Genomic DNA, 16603 nt, shown 5'->3' with positions numbered 1-16603 from the left:
TACTTCCGCACCACCGACATCACCGGCGCCGTGCAGCTGCCGGAAGGCGTCGAGATGGTGATGCCGGGCGACAACGTGAAGATGTCGGTCACGCTGATCAACCCGGTGGCGATGGACGAAGGCCTGCGCTTCGCGATCCGCGAAGGCGGTCGTACCGTCGGCGCCGGCGTGGTCGCCAAGATCACCAAGTAAGCCTGCAGTATCCGGCGGTAGTTGAGTCTGCCGCTGGTACGCGAATGGCGGGCCGGGAACCTCGGTCCGCCTTCGCCGTCTAAGGGACGTGAAACAAGCCAAGTCATACGCCAGTAGCTCAATTGGCAGAGCAGCGGTCTCCAAAACCGCAGGTTGGGGGTTCGAGTCCCTCCTGGCGTGCCACTTGCCACACTCTATCCAGTGACCTTGGTCGCGCCCGCAACAAGAGTCGGATGAACAGCAAGATCGAGCATTCCAAGAGCGCCGCCTCCGGTGGCGATATGGTCAAGTACGTTGGCGCCGCTTTGCTGGTGCTGGCGGGCTTGTTCGTCTGGTTCTGGTTCTCCACTCCGGCGCGTTCGGCCCAGCTGGGTACGTGGGCGGGTCAGTTGCGTGCACTGGCCGTGGTCGTTGGCCTGGTTGCCGGCGGCGCATTGTTCATGTTCACCGCCAAGGGCCATCAGGTCCGCGAATTCCTTTCCGAATCCCGTTTCGAACTGCGCAAGGTCGTGTGGCCGACCCGTCAGGAGGCCATCCGCATGACCTGGGTGGTGATCGTGGTGGTGATCGTGCTGAGCCTGTTGCTGGGTGGTTTCGACTTCGCGATCCAGAAGTTGACCCAGTGGTTCCTGGGGCGTTGAGGAGATAACAGTGAAACGTTGGTACGTCGTCCACGCCTATTCGGGCTTCGAGAAGTCGGTCGCCCAGGCCCTGCGTGACCGCATCGCCCGCGAGGGCATGGAGGAGCGTTTCGGCGACGTCCTGGTTCCGACCGAGGAAGTGGTGGAAATGCGTTCCGGCCAGAAGCGCCGTTCCGAGCGCAAGTTCTTTCCGGGTTACGTGCTGGTCCAGATCGAGACCCACGAAGAAGCCGGCATTCCGCGCATCGACAACGAAAGCTGGCACCTGGTCAAGGAAACCCCGAAGGTGATGGGTTTCATCGGCGGCACCGCCGACCGTCCCCTGCCGATCCGCGACGACGAAGCCTCCGCGATCTTGGATCGCGTCCAGGAGGGTGTCGAGAAGCCGCGTCCGAAGGTGCTGTTCGAGCCGGGCCAGATGGTCCGCGTCATCGATGGCCCGTTCAACGACTTCAACGGCGTGGTCGAGGAAGTCAACTACGAAAAGAGCCGTCTGCGCGTGTCGGTGCTGATCTTCGGTCGCGCTACTCCGGTCGAGCTCGAGTTCGGTCAGGTCGAGAAGGCGGTCTGATTTTTGTCGCCAGCCCGTTCAGGTTGGCGCTGGAAAAACTGCTAGAATTGCCGGCTCCCTGCAAGGGGGCTGAAACCAAAGGCTGCCGAGAGGTGGCCTTTGGTGCGATTCCAAGATTTCAAAACGCGATGCCGGGACGCGTGATTCCCGGTCCGATGGGGAGCCTGTTGTCGCAAGGCGCTAGCACCCGGAGAGCACTCAAATGGCAAAGAAAGTTGTCGGTTACATCAAGCTGCAGGTGAAGGCCGGTCAGGCCAACCCCTCGCCGCCGGTCGGTCCTGCGCTGGGTCAGCGCGGCCTGAACATCATGGAATTCTGCAAGGCGTTCAATGCTGCCACGCAGAAGCAGGAGCCGGGTATCCCGGTGCCGGTGATCATCACGGCCTATTCGGACCGTACCTTCACCTTCATCACCAAGAGCACCCCGGCCACCGTGCTGCTCAAGAAGGCGGCGGGCATCACCTCGGGCTCCAAGCGCCCGAACACCGACAAGGTGGGCAAGGTCACCCGCAAGCAGCTGGAAGAAATCTGCAAGGCGAAGGAGCCGGATCTGACGGCTGCCGACCTGGACGCCGCCGTGCGTACGATCGCGGGCTCGGCCCGTTCCATGGGCCTTGTGGTGGAGGGTTAATCTGATGGCACAGACCAAGCGTGAGAAGGCCATCAAGGCCGCCGTCGTCCCGGGCAAGACCTATGCCTTCGAGGACGCGATCAACATCCTGAAGACCGTTGCCAAAGCCAAGTTCGTCGAGTCGATCGACGTTGCCGTGCGCCTGGGCGTGGATGCGAAGAAGTCCGACCAGCAGGTGCGCGGTTCGACCGTGCTGCCGGCCGGTACCGGCAAGTCGGTCCGCGTCGCCGTGTTCGCCCCGGCCGGTGCCAAGGCTGACGAAGCCCTGGCCGCTGGCGCCGAAGCCGTCGGCATGGACGACCTGGCCGAGAAGATGCAGGCCGGCGACCTGAACTACGACGTCGTCATCGCGACCCCGGACGCCATGCGCGTCGTCGGCAAGCTGGGCACCGTGCTGGGCCCGCGCGGCCTGATGCCGAACCCGAAGGTCGGCACCGTTTCCCCGAACCCGGGCGAAGCCGTGAAGAATGCCAAGTCGGGTCAGGTGCGCTACCGCACCGACAAGGCCGGCATCATCCACTGCACCATCGGCAAGGCCAGCTTCGACAACGCCGCGCTGCAGTCGAACCTGCAGGCGCTGCTGCTGGACCTGATCAAGGCCAAGCCGGCCACCTCGAAGGGCACCTACCTGCAGAAGGTTTCGGTCAGCTCGACGATGGGCCCGGGTGTCACCGTCGACCAGTCGTCGCTGACCCTGAAGTAATCGTTTCAAGCGGGCGCGGCACCCTGGTGCCGTGTCCGTCATTTTGAAGGCGCCGAGCCGGCTCGTCCGGCCCGGTAGCCGTCAAAGACCGCAGGCGCGGTCAGCGCATACCGGCGACGGGCACGGAAGCTCGATCTGGCAAGGAGTCGCCGCCGGCATAGCGGGATCGCTTAATCGATTCCCCGGGAATCACCCTGCGTAGATGGTGCCGCCCTTCTGGAGTTTTTCTGGTTCACGCAGGTCTGGGATTTTCCGGGCCAGCACACTCCAGGTCTGGAATGGCCACCACCGGAGCGTCACCCCGATGCTCCCGGCGTCCAGGATGGATGCCGCACAGGACCGCAAACGGCAGGAGCCGTAAGCGGAGTTCAATTGGAGGAGTGCAATGGCTCTCAATCTGTCCCAGAAGCAAGAAGTAGTCGCCGAACTGGCAGACGTCGCCGCCAAGGCCCACTCCTTGATCGCAGCCGAATACGCTGGCACCACGGTCGCCCAGATGACCGCGATGCGCAAGCAGGCCCGCGAAACCGGTGTTTTCTTGAAGGTTGTCAAGAACACGCTGGCCGCGCGCGCCGTCGAAGGCACCGATTTCGCAGTCGCTAAGGACCAGATGGTCGGTCCGCTGCTGTATGCGTTTTCGCTCGAGGAGCCCGGCGCCGCCGGTCGCCTGATCAAGGATGCCGCCAAGGGCAATGACAAGCTGCAGGCGAAGATCGTGGCCGTGGGTGGCGAAGTCTACCCGCCGAGCCACGTCGAAGTGCTGGCATCGCTGCCGACCCGTGATCAGGCCCTGGCCATGCTGGCCCGCGTCCTGACCGAGCCGGTCACCATGTTCGCGCGCGCCGTCAAGGCTGTTGGTGAGAAGCAGAACGGTGGTGCGGCTGTCGAAGCTGCCGAGCCGGTCGCTGAAACCGCCTGAGTTCGACGTTTCCGTGGTTCTGAATAGAACCTCAACCCAGAATATTTTCCAAAGGTAATCAAAATGTCCCTTACCAACGAACAGATCGTCGACGCCATCGCCGAGAAGTCCCTGATGGAAGTGATGGAGCTGGTCAAGGCCATCGAAGACAAGTTCGGCGTTTCCGCCGCTGCCCCGGTCATGGTCGCTGCTGCTGCCGGCCCGGCCGCTGCCGTCGAAGAGCAGACCGAGTTCAACGTCATCCTGAAGGATGCCGGCGCCAAGAAGGTCGAAGTGATCAAGGCCGTCCGCGCCATCACCGGCCTGGGCCTGAAGGAAGCGAAGGATCTGGCCGAGGCCGGTGGCGTCGTGAAGGAAGGCGCTTCGAAGGAAGACGCCGAGAAGTTCAAGAAGGAACTGGAAGCCGCCGGCGCCACCGTCGAGCTGAAGTAAGCAGTTCCCTTGCGTCGCCATCGATTCACGGCGATGCAGCCAAGGCTGGGGGCCTAAAGCCCCCGGCCTTTGGTCGTTGTAGAGCCGGGCATGCCCGGTGCGGTGAAAAGCCCAGCACGGGCTGCGTTCCAACCCTGGCCGGCCGGCGCATCGCGCGGTGGGCAGGGGGCAGGCAGACGAGTTGGCAGTTGGAAGTAGCGGGAGAAGGCGTGCTGGTGCCGGCAATACCAGCGACTTCCAACTGACAATTTAAAAGTTCCCTTCCGGGTCGTGGACGCACGGCCCGCACAACAAGGTGGAAGATCCCATGACGTCCTATTCGTACACCGAAAAAAAGCGCATCCGCAAGGATTTCGGCAAGCAGCGCTCGATCCTCGAGGTGCCGTTCCTGCTCGCCATCCAGGTCGACTCGTACCGCGAGTTCCTGCAGGAAAACACTGATCCGGGCAAGCGCTCCGACCATGGCCTGCACGCCGCGCTGAAGTCGGTGTTCCCGATTTCCAGCTACAGCGGCAACGCCGCCCTCGAATACGTGGGCTACAAGCTGGGTGAGCCGGTGTTCGACGAGCGTGAGTGCCGCCAGCGCGGCATGAGCTACGGCGCGCCGCTGCGCGTGACCGTGCGTCTGGTCATCTACGACAAGGAATCGTCCACCAAGGCGATCAAGTACGTGAAGGAGCAGGAGGTCTACCTCGGCGAGATCCCGCTGATGACCGACAACGGCACTTTCATCGTCAACGGTACCGAGCGCGTCATCGTGTCGCAGCTGCACCGTTCGCCGGGCGTGTTCTTCGACCACGACCGCGGCAAGACCCACAGCTCGGGCAAGCTGCTGTACAGCGCCCGCATCATTCCCTACCGCGGCTCCTGGCTGGACTTCGAGTTCGACCCGAAGGATGCGCTGTTCACCCGTATCGACCGCCGCCGCAAGCTGCCGGTGTCGATCCTGCTGCGCGCTCTCGGCTACAACAACGAAGAAATGCTCAACGAGTTCTTCGACATCAACACCTTCCACATCCTGCCGGAAGGCGAGGGCGTGCAGCTGGAGTTGGTGGCCGAACGCCTGCGCGGTGAAACCCTGGGCTTCGACCTGGCCGATGGCGACAAGGTCATCGTGGAGGCCGGCAAGCGCATCACCGCGCGCCACGTCAAGCAACTGCAGGCCTCGGGCATCGCCGCGCTGGCCGTGCCGGACGACTACCTGGTCGGCCGCATCCTGTCGCACGACGTGGTCGATGCCAACACCGGCGAACTGCTGGCCCAGGCCAACGACGAAATCACCGACGAACAGCTGCAGAGCTTCCGCAAGGCCGGCGTGGACGCGATCGGCACCTTGTGGGTGAACGATCTGGACCGCGGTCCGTACCTGTCCAACACCCTGCGCATCGATCCGACCAAGACCCAGCTCGAGGCCCTGGTCGAGATCTACCGCATGATGCGTCCGGGCGAGCCGCCGACCAAGGACGCCGCGCAGAACCTGTTCCACAACCTGTTCTTCACCTTCGAGCGCTACGACCTGTCCACGGTCGGCCGCATGAAGTTCAACCGCCGTGTCGGCCGCAAGGAAGTCACCGGCGAAGCCGTGCTGTACGACCAGAAGTATTTCGGCGAGCGCAATGACGAAGAGTCCAAGCGCCTGGTCGCCGCGCATGGCGAGGGTTCGGACATCCTCGACGTGATCAAGGTGCTGACCGAGATCCGCAACGGCCGTGGCGTGGTGGACGACATCGACCACCTCGGCAACCGCCGCGTGCGGTCGGTCGGCGAAATGGCCGAGAACGTGTTCCGCGTGGGCCTGGTCCGCGTCGAGCGCGCGGTCAAGGAGCGCCTGTCGATGGCCGAGTCCGAAGGCCTGACCCCGCAGGAGCTGATCAACGCCAAGCCGGTCGCGGCCGCCATCAAGGAATTCTTCGGTTCCTCGCAGCTGTCGCAGTTCATGGACCAGAACAACCCGCTGTCGGAAGTGACGCACAAGCGTCGCGTCTCGGCACTGGGCCCGGGCGGCCTGACCCGCGAGCGCGCCGGCTTCGAAGTGCGCGACGTGCACCCGACCCACTACGGCCGCGTCTGCACCATCGAAACGCCGGAAGGCCCGAACATCGGCCTGATCAACTCGCTGGCCGTGTTCGCCCGCACCAACCAGTACGGTTTCCTCGAGACCCCGTACCGCAAGGTCGTGGACGGCAAGGTCACCGACGACGTCGAGTACCTGTCGGCGATCGAAGAGAACGAGTACGTCATCGCCCAGGCCAACGCCCTGACCGATGCCAAGAACATGCTCACCGAGCAGTTCGTGCCGTGCCGCTACCAGGGCGAATCGCTGCTGAAGCCGCCGGCGGAAGTGCACTTCATGGACGTCTCGCCGATGCAGACCGTGTCGGTCGCCGCGGCGCTGGTGCCGTTCCTGGAGCACGACGACGCCAACCGCGCACTGATGGGCGCGAACATGCAGCGCCAGGCCGTGCCGACCCTGCGCGCGCAGAAGCCGCTGGTGGGTACGGGCATCGAGCGCGCCGTGGCGCGCGACTCGGGCGTGACTGTGAACGCCCGTCGTGGCGGTGACATCGTGCAGATCGACGCTGGCCGCATCGTGGTCAAGGTCAACGAGAACGAGATCACCGATGCCGCCGATGCCGGCGTCGACATCTACAACCTGATCAAGTACACCCGTTCGAACCAGAACACCTGCATCAACCAGCGTCCGCTGGTGAACGTGGGTGACGTGATCGCGCGTGGCGACGTGCTGGCCGACGGCCCGTCCACCGACATCGGCGAGCTGGCCCTGGGCCAGAACATGCTGATCGCGTTCATGCCGTGGAACGGCTACAACTTCGAAGACTCCATCCTGCTCTCCGAGCGCGTGGTGGAAGAGGATCGCTACACCACGATCCACATCGAAGAGCTGACCTGCGTCGCGCGCGACACCAAGCTGGGGCCGGAGGAGATCTCGGCCGATATCCCGAACGTCTCCGAGCAGGCGCTGAACCGCCTGGACGAGAGCGGCGTGGTGTACATCGGTGCGGAAGTCCGCGCCGGCGACATCATGGTCGGCAAGGTCACGCCGAAGGGCGAAAGCCAGCTGACCCCGGAAGAGAAGCTGCTGCGTGCGATCTTCGGCGAGAAGGCCTCGGACGTTAAGGACAGCTCGCTGCGCGTTCCGCCGGGCATGGACGGCACCGTCATCGACGTGCAGGTCTTCACCCGCGACGGCATCGAGAAGGACAAGCGCGCGCGCCAGATCGAAGAGAACGAGATCAAGCGCGTCAAGAAGGACTTCGATGACCAGTTCCGCATCCTGGAAGCGGCGATCTACGCGCGCCTGCGCTCGCAGATCGTCGGCAAGGTGGCCAACGGCGGTGCCGGCCTGAAGAAGGGCGACACCATCACCGACGCCTTCCTGGACGGCCTGAAGAAGGCCGACTGGTTCACCCTGCGCATGAAGGACGAGGACGCCTCGGAAGCCATCGAGCGCGCGCAGAAGCAGATCCAGGCGCACGAGAAGGAATTCGAGCGCCGCTTCGCCGACAAGCGCGGCAAGATCACCCAGGGCGACGATCTGGCCCCGGGCGTGCTGAAGATGGTCAAGGTGTTCCTGGCCGTGAAGCGCCGCATCCAGCCGGGCGACAAGATGGCCGGTCGTCACGGCAACAAGGGCGTCGTCTCCAACGTGGTGCCGGTCGAGGACATGCCGTACATGGCCGACGGTACCTCGGTGGACATCTGCCTGAATCCGCTGGGCGTGCCGTCGCGCATGAACATCGGCCAGATCCTCGAGGTGCACCTGGGCTGGGCCGCCAAGGGCCTGGGCAAGCGCATCCAGAAGATGCTGGAGCAGCAGCGTGCGGTGAGCGAGCTGCGCGAGTTCCTCGGCAAGATCTACAACCACGACACCAAGCTGGCCGGCGATCGCGTCGACCTGTCGCAGTTCAGCGACGCCGAACTGGTGGCGCTGGCCAGGAACCTGACCGACGGCGTGCCGATGGCCACCCCGGTGTTCGACGGTGCGCACGAGGACGAGATCCGCGAGATGCTGAACCTGGCGTACCCGGACGGCGACAAGGACACCGAGCAGCTGGGCTTCAATGGCAGCAAGACGCAGATGCAGCTGTACGACGGCCGCACCGGCGAGGCGTTCGACCGCAAGACCACCGTCGGCTACATGCACTACCTGAAGCTGAACCACCTGGTCGACGACAAGATGCACGCCCGTTCGACCGGCCCGTACTCGCTCGTCACCCAGCAGCCGCTGGGCGGCAAGGCGCAGTTCGGCGGCCAGCGCTTCGGTGAAATGGAAGTCTGGGCGCTGGAAGCCTACGGCGCGGCCTACACCCTGCAGGAAATGCTGACGGTGAAGTCCGACGACGTGCAGGGCCGCAACCAGATGTACAAGAACATCGTCGACGGCGAGCACGAGATGGTCGCGGGCATGCCGGAATCCTTCAACGTGCTGGTGAAGGAAATCCGCTCCCTGGCCATCAACATGGAACTGGAAGACAACTGATCGCGCAGGCGCCGCCGCAGTGATGCGGCGGCGCCGCCGGCAGCGCCCTGACAGCCCATCGACACAGCATTCCTCCTTTCGGAGAACACCATGAAAGACCTGCTCAATCTCTTCAACCAGCAGCGCCAGACGCTGGACTTCGACGCGATCAAGATCGGCCTGGCTTCGCCGGACCTGATCCGTTCCTGGTCCTTCGGCGAGGTGAAGAAGCCGGAAACCATCAATTACCGCACCTTCAAGCCGGAACGCGACGGCCTGTTCTGCGCCGCCATCTTCGGGCCGGTGAAGGACTACGAGTGCCTGTGCGGCAAGTACAAGCGCATGAAGCACCGCGGCGTCGTGTGCGAGAAGTGCGGCACCGAAGTGACCCTGGCCAAGGTTCGCCGCGAGCGCATGGGCCACATCGACCTGGCCTCGCCGGTCGCCCACATCTGGTTCCTCAAGTCGCTGCCCTCGCGCATCGGCCTGATGCTGGACATGACCCTGCGCGACATCGAGCGCGTGCTGTACTTCGAAGCCTACGTGGTGACCGAGCCGGGCCTGACCGCCCTGGAGCGCCGCCAGCTGCTGACCGAAGAACAGTACCTGCAGGCCCGCCAGGAGCACGGTGATGACTTCGACGCCGCCATGGGCGCCGAGGCCGTGTACGAGCTGCTGCGCACCATCGACCTGCAGGCCGAAATGGTGAAGCTGCGCGAGGAAATCGCCTCCACCGGTTCGGAAACCAAGCTCAAGCGCCTGACCAAGCGCATCAAGCTGGTCGAAGCCTTCCTGGAATCGGGCAACCGCCCGGAGTGGATGGTCATGACCGTGCTGCCGGTGCTGCCGCCGGACCTGCGTCCGCTGGTGCCGCTGGACGGCGGCCGCTTCGCGACCTCCGACCTGAACGACCTGTACCGCCGCGTCATCAACCGCAACAACCGCCTGCGCCGCCTGCTGGAGCTCAACGCTCCGGACATCATCGTGCGCAACGAAAAGCGCATGCTGCAGGAATCGGTCGACGCCCTGCTGGACAACGGCCGCCGCGGCCGTGCCATCACCGGCACCAACAAGCGCCCGCTCAAGTCGCTGGCCGACATGATCAAGGGCAAGCAGGGCCGCTTCCGCCAGAACCTGCTCGGCAAGCGCGTGGACTACTCCGGCCGTTCGGTGATCACCGTCGGTCCGTACCTGAAGCTGCACCAGTGCGGCCTGCCGAAGAAGATGGCGCTGGAGCTGTTCAAGCCGTTCGTGTTCGCCAAGCTGCAGCGTCGTGGCCTGGCCACCACCATCAAGGCCGCCAAGAAGCTGGTCGAGCGCGAGGAAGGCGAGGTCTGGGACATCCTGGAAGAAGTCATCCGCGAGCATCCGGTGCTGCTGAACCGCGCACCGACCCTGCACCGCCTCGGCATCCAGGCGTTCGAACCGCTGCTGATCGAAGGCAAGGCCATCCAGCTGCACCCGCTGGTCTGCACCGCGTTCAACGCCGACTTCGACGGTGACCAGATGGCCGTCCACGTGCCGCTCTCGCTGGAAGCCCAGCTGGAAGCGCGTGCGCTGATGATGTCCACCAACAACATCCTGTCGCCGGCCAACGGCGAGCCGATCATCGTGCCGTCGCAGGACGTGGTGTTGGGCCTGTACTACCTCAGCCGCGCCCTGATCAACAAGAAGGGCGAGGGCATGGTGTTCGCCAACACCAATGAAGTGAAGCGCGCCTACGACAACCGCGTGGTCGAGCTGCATGCCAAGGTCAAGGTGCGCATCACCCAGGTCGAGCGCGACGAACAGGGCAACAAGGTCAGCAAGGCCTCGATCCAGGACACGACCGTCGGCCGTGCGCTGCTGAGCGAGATCATGCCCGAGGGCCTGCCGTTCGAGCTGTGCAACACCGAGATGACCAAGAAGAACATCTCGCGCCTGATCAACCAGAGCTACCGTCTGCTTGGCCTGAAGGACACGGTGGTGTTCGCCGACAAGCTGATGTACACCGGCTATGCCTACGCGACCCGCGCCGGCGTGTCGATCGGCATCGACGACATGCTGATCCCGGACGAGAAGAAGGGCATCCTGGGCGAAGCCGAGCAGGAAGTGCTGGAGATCCAGGAGCAGTACCAGTCGGGCCTGGTCACCGCCGGCGAGCGCTACAACAAGGTGGTCGACATCTGGTCGCGCACCAACGAGCGCATCGCCAAGGCGATGATGGAAACCATCGGTACCGAGAAGGTCGAGGACGCCGAGGGCAAGACCGTCGACCAGAAGTCGATGAACTCGCTGTACATCATGGCCGACTCCGGCGCCCGTGGTTCGCAGGCGCAGATCCGCCAGCTGGCCGGCATGCGCGGCCTGATGGCCCGCCCGGATGGCTCGATCATCGAGACGCCCATCAAGGCGAACTTCCGCGAAGGCCTGAACGTGCAGGAGTACTTCAACTCCACCCACGGTGCCCGCAAGGGTCTGGCCGATACCGCGCTGAAGACCGCGAACTCCGGTTACCTGACCCGCCGCCTGGTCGACGTGGCGCAGGACGTCGTGATCACCGAGGTCGATTGCGGCACCGGCGAAGGCCTGACCATGATCCCGATCGTGGAAGGCGGCGACGTGGTCGAGCCGCTGAAGGACCGCGTGCTGGGCCGCGTCGTGGCCGAGGACGTGTTCCTGCCGGGCAACGACGAGGATCCGATCGTCACCCGCAACACGCTGCTGGACGAGCAGTGGGTGAACAAGCTGGAAGAAGCTGGCGTGCAGTCGATCAAGGTGCGCTCGACGATCACCTGCGAATCGGCCTTCGGCGTCTGCGGCCGCTGCTACGGCCGCGACCTGGCCCGTGGCCACATCGTCAACATCGGCGAAGCGGTCGGCGTCATCGCCGCGCAGTCGATCGGCGAGCCGGGTACCCAGCTGACCATGCGTACGTTCCACATCGGTGGCGCGGCGTCGCGTGCGGCGGCGGTGGACAACATCACCGTCAAGACCACCGGTTCGGTCAAGTTCAACAACCTCAAGCACGTCGACCACGCCAATGGTTCGCTGGTGGCGGTGTCGCGTTCGGGCGAAGTGTCGGTGCTCGACGCCCACGGCCGCGAGCGCGAGCGCTACAAGCTGCCGTACGGTGCCACCATCACCGTCAAGGACGGCGCCGAGATCAAGGCTGGCCAGACCGTGGCCAACTGGGATCCGCATAACCACCCGATCGTGTCGGAAGTGGCCGGTTTCATCCGCTTCATCGACTTCGTCGACGGCATCACCGTCATCGAGAAGACCGACGAACTGACCGGCCTGGCTTCGCGCGAAATCACCGATCCGAAGCGTCGCGGCTCGCAGGCCAAGGATCTGCGTCCGCTGGTCCGCATCGTTGATGGCAAGGGCAACGACCTGACCATCCCGGGTACCGACCTGCCGGCGCAGTACCTGCTGCCGCCGCGTTCGATCGTCAACCTGCAGGACGGCGCCCCGGTGGGCGTGGGCGACGTGGTCGCCAAGATCCCGCAGGAAGCGTCGAAGACCCGCGACATCACCGGCGGTCTGCCGCGCGTGGCCGACCTGTTCGAAGCGCGCAAGCCGAAGGATCCGGCGATCCTGGCCGAGCGTTCGGGCATCATCAGCTTCGGCAAGGACACCAAGGGCAAGCAGCGCCTGATCATCAAGGACACCGATGGTTCCGAGCACGAAGAGCTGATTCCGAAGTACCGCCAGATCATCGTGTTCGAAGGCGAACACGTGACCCGCGGTGAAACCGTGGTGGACGGCGAGCCGAGCCCGCAGGACATCCTGCGCCTGAAGGGCGTGGAAGAGCTGGCGCGCTACCTGGTCAAGGAAATCCAGGACGTGTACCGCCTGCAGGGCGTGAAGATCAACGACAAGCACATCGAAGTGATCTCGCGCCAGATGCTGCGCAAGGTAGAGATCATCGACCAAGGCGGCAGCAAGTTCCTCAATGGCGAGCAGGCCGAGCGCCAGCGCGTGATCGAGGAAAACGCCAGGCTGGCGTCCCGCAACGAGCTGCCGGCCCGCTTCGAGCCGGTGCTGCTGGGCATCACCAAGGCCTCGCTGGCGACCGAGTCGTTCATCTCGGCCGCGTCGTTCCAGGAAACCACCCGCGTGCTGACCGAGGCGGCCGTGCGCGGCACTGCCGACAACCTGCGCGGCCTGAAGGAAAACGTGATCGTCGGCCGCCTGATTCCGGCGGGTACCGGCCTTGCGTACCATACCAAGCGCCGTCGCGGCGCCTCCGGCCTGACCGAGTCGGAGATCGAGACCCTGGCCGGTACGGCCGCGGTGGTCGAGTCGGAGGTCGCGTCGACTGAAGCTGAACAGGCTGCAGGCGGCGAGGAATGAGGTAGGTCCGGCCATCGTCTGGCCGGGCGCTTTGAAGAATTGCCGGTCCGTCCGCGGGCCGGCGGTTCAACCTGAACGGGGTACATGGAGGCCCCCCTGTAACGGCCCGGGATCAGGGCTGGCCTTGACAGGACGCATTTGACCGCGTTCTGGAGGGGTTGCTACAATCGTCTGTCTCGGCAGGCCTGAATTTTGGGCCTGCTTTACATTTTCCGCATCCTTGGCCGTTTTTACGGCCCCAATCAGAAGAACCTACTGATGGCGACGATCAACCAGCTGGTCCGCAAGCCGCGGCAAGCGACCACCTACAAGAGTGCCTCGCCGGCGCTCGACAAGTGCCCGCAGCGCCGTGGCGTCTGCACCCGTGTCTACACCACCACTCCGAAGAAGCCGAACTCGGCTCTGCGCAAGGTTGCCAAGGTCCGCCTGACCAACCAGGAAGAAGTGATTTCCTACATCGGTGGTGAAGGCCACAACCTGCAGGAGCACTCCGTGGTCCTGATCCGCGGCGGTCGCGTCAAGGACCTGCCGGGTGTGCGTTACCACACCGTTCGTGGCTCGCTCGACGCCGCCGGCGTCGCCAAGCGTCGCCAGGCCCGTTCCAAGTACGGCGCCAAGCGTCCGAAGGCCTAAGGAGAGAGCACTATGTCGCGTAAAGGTAATACCCCGCAGCGTTCCGTCCTGCCCGATCCGAAGCACGGAAGCGAAACCATCGCCCGCTTCATCAACATGGTGATGCTGAGCGGCAAGAAGTCGATCGCTGAAAAGATCGTCTACGGCGCCATGGACGTGATCGGCGAAAAGAATCCGAACGCCGTCGAGCTGGTGCAGAAGGCACTGGACAACGTGGCTCCGGCCGTCGAAGTGAAGTCCCGCCGCGTCGGCGGCGCCACCTACCAGGTGCCGGTCGAAGTGCGCGCCTCGCGCAAGATGGCCCTGGCGATGCGCTGGCTGATCGAATCCGCCCGCAAGCGTGGCGAGAACTCGATGCCGCGCAAGCTGGCCGCCGAGCTGCTGGACGCCTCGGAAAACCGTGGTGGCGCCATCAAGAAGCGTGAAGAAACCCACCGCATGGCGGAAGCGAACAAGGCGTTCGCGCACTACCGCTGGTGAGTTTGAAGGCCTTGTGAACACAGGCCGGTGACACCATCTGGGTGTCACCTCGCGGCGACAGAATCGCCGCGTCAACCCGAAGGCCGCCGAAAGGCGGCATTCGGCCATTCCGAAATCCGAAAAATCTGAGAGGCTCCCCGTGGCCCGTTCCACTCCCATCGAGCGTTACCGCAACTTCGGCATCATGGCCCACATCGATGCCGGCAAGACCACCACGTCCGAGCGCATCCTGTTCTATACCGGCAAGAGCCACAAGCTGGGTGAGGTGCACGATGGCGCCGCCACCATGGACTGGATGGAGCAGGAGCAGGAGCGTGGCATCACGATCCAGTCCGCTGCCACCACCGCGTTCTGGAAGGGCATGGACAAGTCCATGCCGGAGCACCGCTTCAACATCATCGACACCCCCGGGCACGTCGACTTCACCATCGAAGTGGAGCGCTCGCTGCGCGTGCTCGACGGTGCGGTGTTCGTGCTGTGCGCCGTCGGCGGCGTGCAGCCGCAGTCCGAGACCGTGTGGCGCCAGGCCAACAAGTACCACGTGCCGCGCATCGCGTTCGTCAACAAGATGGACCGTACCGGCGCCAACTTCTTCAAGGTCCGTGACCAGCTGAAGGCCCGCCTGGGCGCGGTGCCGGTGCCGATGCAGATCCCGGTGGGTGCCGAGGACAACTTCGAAGGCGTGGTCGATCTGGTGAAGATGAAGGCGATCCACTGGGATACCGCCAGCCAGGGCCTGAGCTTCGAACTGCACGACATTCCTGCCGAGCTGCAGGCCCAGGCTGAAGAAGCCCGCGCCTACATGGTCGAGTCGGCTGCCGAAGCCAGCGAAGAGCTGATGGAAAAGTACCTGGGCGGCGAGGAGCTGACCGAGGACGAGATCTACAACGCCCTGCGTATCCGTACGCTGGCGACCGAGATCGTCCCGATGTTCTGCGGTTCGGCGTTCAAGAACAAGGGCGTGCAGGCCATGCTCGACGGCGTGGTCAAGCTGCTGCCGTCGCCGGTCGACGTGCCGGCGGTCAAGGGCACCGACATGGACGACGAGACCAAGGAAATGTCGCGCGAGTCCAGCGACAAGGCCCCGTTCTCGGCGCTGGCGTTCAAGATCATGACCGACCCGTTCGTGGGTTCGCTGACCTTCTTCCGCGTCTACTCGGGCGTGCTGAATGCCGGCGACCAGGTGCTGAACTCGGTGCGCAACAAGAAGGAGCGCATCGGTCGCGTGCTGCAGATGCACTCGAACCAGCGCGAGGAAATCAAGGAAGTGCTGGCCGGCGACATCGCCGCGGCGGTGGGCCTGAAGGACGTCACCACCGGTGACACCCTGTGCGCCCTCGACGCCCCGATCGTCCTGGAGCGCATGGCGTTCCCGGAGCCGGTGATCTCGATGGCCGTCGAGCCGAAGACCAAGTCCGACCAGGAAAAGATGGGCATGGCCCTGGGCCGTCTGGCGCAGGAAGATCCGTCGTTCCGCGTCAAGACCGACGAAGAGTCGGGCCAGACGATCATCTCGGGCATGGGCGAGCTGCACCTGGACATCATCGTCGACCGCCTGAAGCGCGAGTTCAACGTCGAAGCCAACGTCGGCAAGCCGCAGGTCGCGTACCGCGAGACCATCCAGGCCGCGGACGTGAAGTCGGACTACAAGCACGCCAAGCAGTCCGGTGGTAAGGGCCAGTACGGTCACGTCGTGATCGAGCTGTCCCCGATCACTGCCGCTGACCGCGAGAAGCACGGCGCCGACATCAAGGACGACTTCCTGTTCATCAACGACATCACCGGCGGCGTGATCCCGAAGGAATTCATTCCGTCGGTCGAGAAGGGCCTGCGCGAAACCATCACCAGCGGTCCGCTGGCCGGCTTCCCGGTCGTGGACGTCAAGGTGAAGCTGGTGTTCGGTTCATACCACGACGTCGACTCCTCGGAAATGGCGTTCAAGCTGGCTTCGTCGATGGCCTTCAAGCAGGGCTTCGCCAAAGCCAAGCCGGTGCTGCTGGAGCCGATCATGAAGGTCGAGATCGTGACCCCGGAGGATTACCAGGGCGACGTGATGGGCGACGTGAGCCGTCGTCGCGGCGTGCTGCAGGGTTCCGATACCAACATCTCGGGCGTTGTCATCAATGCGATGATCCCGCTGGGCGAAATGTTCGGTTACGCCACCCAGCTGCGTTCGATGACCCAGGGTCGCGCCACGTTCTCGATGGAATTCGACCACTACGAGCCGGCGCCGAACAACATCGCCGAAACCGTCATCAAGAAGGCCTGAGCCCACGGGGCTCAGGTTCTCCACACAACTTTCAGCTAATCAAGGAATCTCAAAATGTCCAAGGGTAAGTTCGAACGTACCAAGCCGCACGTCAACGTCGGCACCATCGGCCACGTCGACCATGGCAAGACCACGCTGACCGCCGCGCTGACCAAGATCGGTGCTGAGCGTTTCGGTGGCGAGTTCAAGGACTACTCCTCGATCGACGCCGCGCCGGAAGAGAAGGCGCGCGGCATCACGATCTCGACCGCGCACGTCGAATACGAATCCGAGAGCCGTCACTACGCCCACGTTGACTGCCCGGGCCACGCCGA

At 64.2% G+C, this 16603-nt stretch carries 13 protein-coding genes and 1 tRNA gene; all 14 read left to right on the top strand.

The features are described from left to right. A partial coding sequence (locus AC1DGW_RS16655) for an EF-Tu C-terminal domain-related protein (protein WP_478025139.1) occupies window positions 1-192 on the top strand: 192 nt, incomplete at its 5' end. A gap of 107 nt (window positions 193-299) precedes the next feature. Further along, a tRNA-Trp gene (locus tag AC1DGW_RS16650) sits at window positions 300-375 on the top strand. 50 nt (window positions 376-425) lie between these two features. Next, window positions 426-833, top strand: a complete 408-nt coding sequence (secE, locus tag AC1DGW_RS16645) for a preprotein translocase subunit SecE (protein ID WP_478025137.1) — start codon at window positions 426-428, stop codon at window positions 831-833. A gap of 10 nt (window positions 834-843) precedes the next feature. Next, window positions 844-1404, top strand: a complete 561-nt coding sequence (gene nusG, locus AC1DGW_RS16640) for a transcription termination/antitermination protein NusG (protein WP_478025135.1) — start codon at window positions 844-846, stop codon at window positions 1402-1404. 202 nt (window positions 1405-1606) lie between these two features. Further along, a complete protein-coding gene (gene rplK, locus AC1DGW_RS16635; RefSeq protein WP_478025132.1) occupies window positions 1607-2035 on the top strand; it encodes a 50S ribosomal protein L11 in 429 nt (142 codons plus the stop codon). 4 nt (window positions 2036-2039) lie between these two features. Next, window positions 2040-2738: a 50S ribosomal protein L1 gene (gene rplA / locus AC1DGW_RS16630; RefSeq protein WP_055767459.1), complete on the top strand. Its 699-nt coding sequence runs from the start codon at window positions 2040-2042 to the stop codon at window positions 2736-2738. A gap of 385 nt (window positions 2739-3123) precedes the next feature. Further along, on the top strand, window positions 3124-3657 hold the full coding sequence (rplJ, locus tag AC1DGW_RS16625; RefSeq protein WP_478025130.1) for a 50S ribosomal protein L10: 534 nt from the start codon (window positions 3124-3126) through the stop codon (window positions 3655-3657). Between the two features lie 63 nt (window positions 3658-3720). Continuing rightward, entirely contained in the window at window positions 3721-4089 is a 369-nt protein-coding gene (rplL, locus tag AC1DGW_RS16620) for a 50S ribosomal protein L7/L12 (protein WP_478025128.1), read from the top strand. Between the two features lie 307 nt (window positions 4090-4396). Continuing rightward, window positions 4397-8590 (top strand): DNA-directed RNA polymerase subunit beta, encoded by a 4194-nt coding sequence (rpoB, locus tag AC1DGW_RS16615; RefSeq protein ID WP_478025126.1) that lies wholly within the window; start codon window positions 4397-4399, stop codon window positions 8588-8590. A gap of 90 nt (window positions 8591-8680) precedes the next feature. Beyond that, window positions 8681-12907 carry a DNA-directed RNA polymerase subunit beta' gene (rpoC, locus tag AC1DGW_RS16610; RefSeq protein ID WP_478025124.1) on the top strand — a complete coding sequence of 1409 codons (4227 nt, stop codon included), beginning with the start codon at window positions 8681-8683 and terminating at the stop codon, window positions 12905-12907. 258 nt (window positions 12908-13165) lie between these two features. Further along, window positions 13166-13540 (top strand): 30S ribosomal protein S12, encoded by a 375-nt coding sequence (gene rpsL / locus AC1DGW_RS16605; protein WP_004145320.1) that lies wholly within the window; start codon window positions 13166-13168, stop codon window positions 13538-13540. A 12-nt stretch (window positions 13541-13552) separates the two neighbouring features. Then, window positions 13553-14020: a 30S ribosomal protein S7 gene (rpsG, locus tag AC1DGW_RS16600; RefSeq protein ID WP_055767474.1), complete on the top strand. Its 468-nt coding sequence runs from the start codon at window positions 13553-13555 to the stop codon at window positions 14018-14020. Window positions 14021-14159: 139 nt separating this feature from the next. Further along, the gene (fusA, locus tag AC1DGW_RS16595; protein WP_478025120.1) at window positions 14160-16289 is read left to right on the top strand and encodes an elongation factor G; all 2130 of its coding nucleotides are present in this window, start codon (window positions 14160-14162) and stop codon (window positions 16287-16289) included. 54 nt (window positions 16290-16343) lie between these two features. Next, window positions 16344-16603: GTP-binding protein (locus AC1DGW_RS16590; RefSeq protein ID WP_478024735.1), on the top strand; the 260-nt coding region annotated here is incomplete at its 3' end.

It is taken from the genome of Stenotrophomonas sp. 05N423 (assembly GCF_056397145.1).
Note: the sequence above shows the minus strand (reverse complement) of the source record. Positions and strands in the feature narration are given on the sequence as shown.

Excerpts from the sequence above, each read along its gene's own strand:
- secE (WP_478025137.1), top strand. The coding sequence starts at position 426 with ATGAACAGCAAGATCGAGCATTCCAAGAGCGCCGCCTCCGGTGGCGAT.
- rplK (WP_478025132.1), top strand. The coding sequence starts at position 1,607 with ATGGCAAAGAAAGTTGTCGGTTACATCAAGCTGCAGGTGAAGGCCGGT.
- rplA (WP_055767459.1), top strand. The coding sequence starts at position 2,040 with ATGGCACAGACCAAGCGTGAGAAGGCCATCAAGGCCGCCGTCGTCCCG.
- rplJ (WP_478025130.1), top strand. The coding sequence starts at position 3,124 with ATGGCTCTCAATCTGTCCCAGAAGCAAGAAGTAGTCGCCGAACTGGCA.
- rplL (WP_478025128.1), top strand. The coding sequence starts at position 3,721 with ATGTCCCTTACCAACGAACAGATCGTCGACGCCATCGCCGAGAAGTCC.
- rpoB (WP_478025126.1), top strand. The coding sequence starts at position 4,397 with ATGACGTCCTATTCGTACACCGAAAAAAAGCGCATCCGCAAGGATTTC.
- rpoC (WP_478025124.1), top strand. The coding sequence starts at position 8,681 with ATGAAAGACCTGCTCAATCTCTTCAACCAGCAGCGCCAGACGCTGGAC.
- rpsL (WP_004145320.1), top strand. The coding sequence starts at position 13,166 with ATGGCGACGATCAACCAGCTGGTCCGCAAGCCGCGGCAAGCGACCACC.
- rpsG (WP_055767474.1), top strand. The coding sequence starts at position 13,553 with ATGTCGCGTAAAGGTAATACCCCGCAGCGTTCCGTCCTGCCCGATCCG.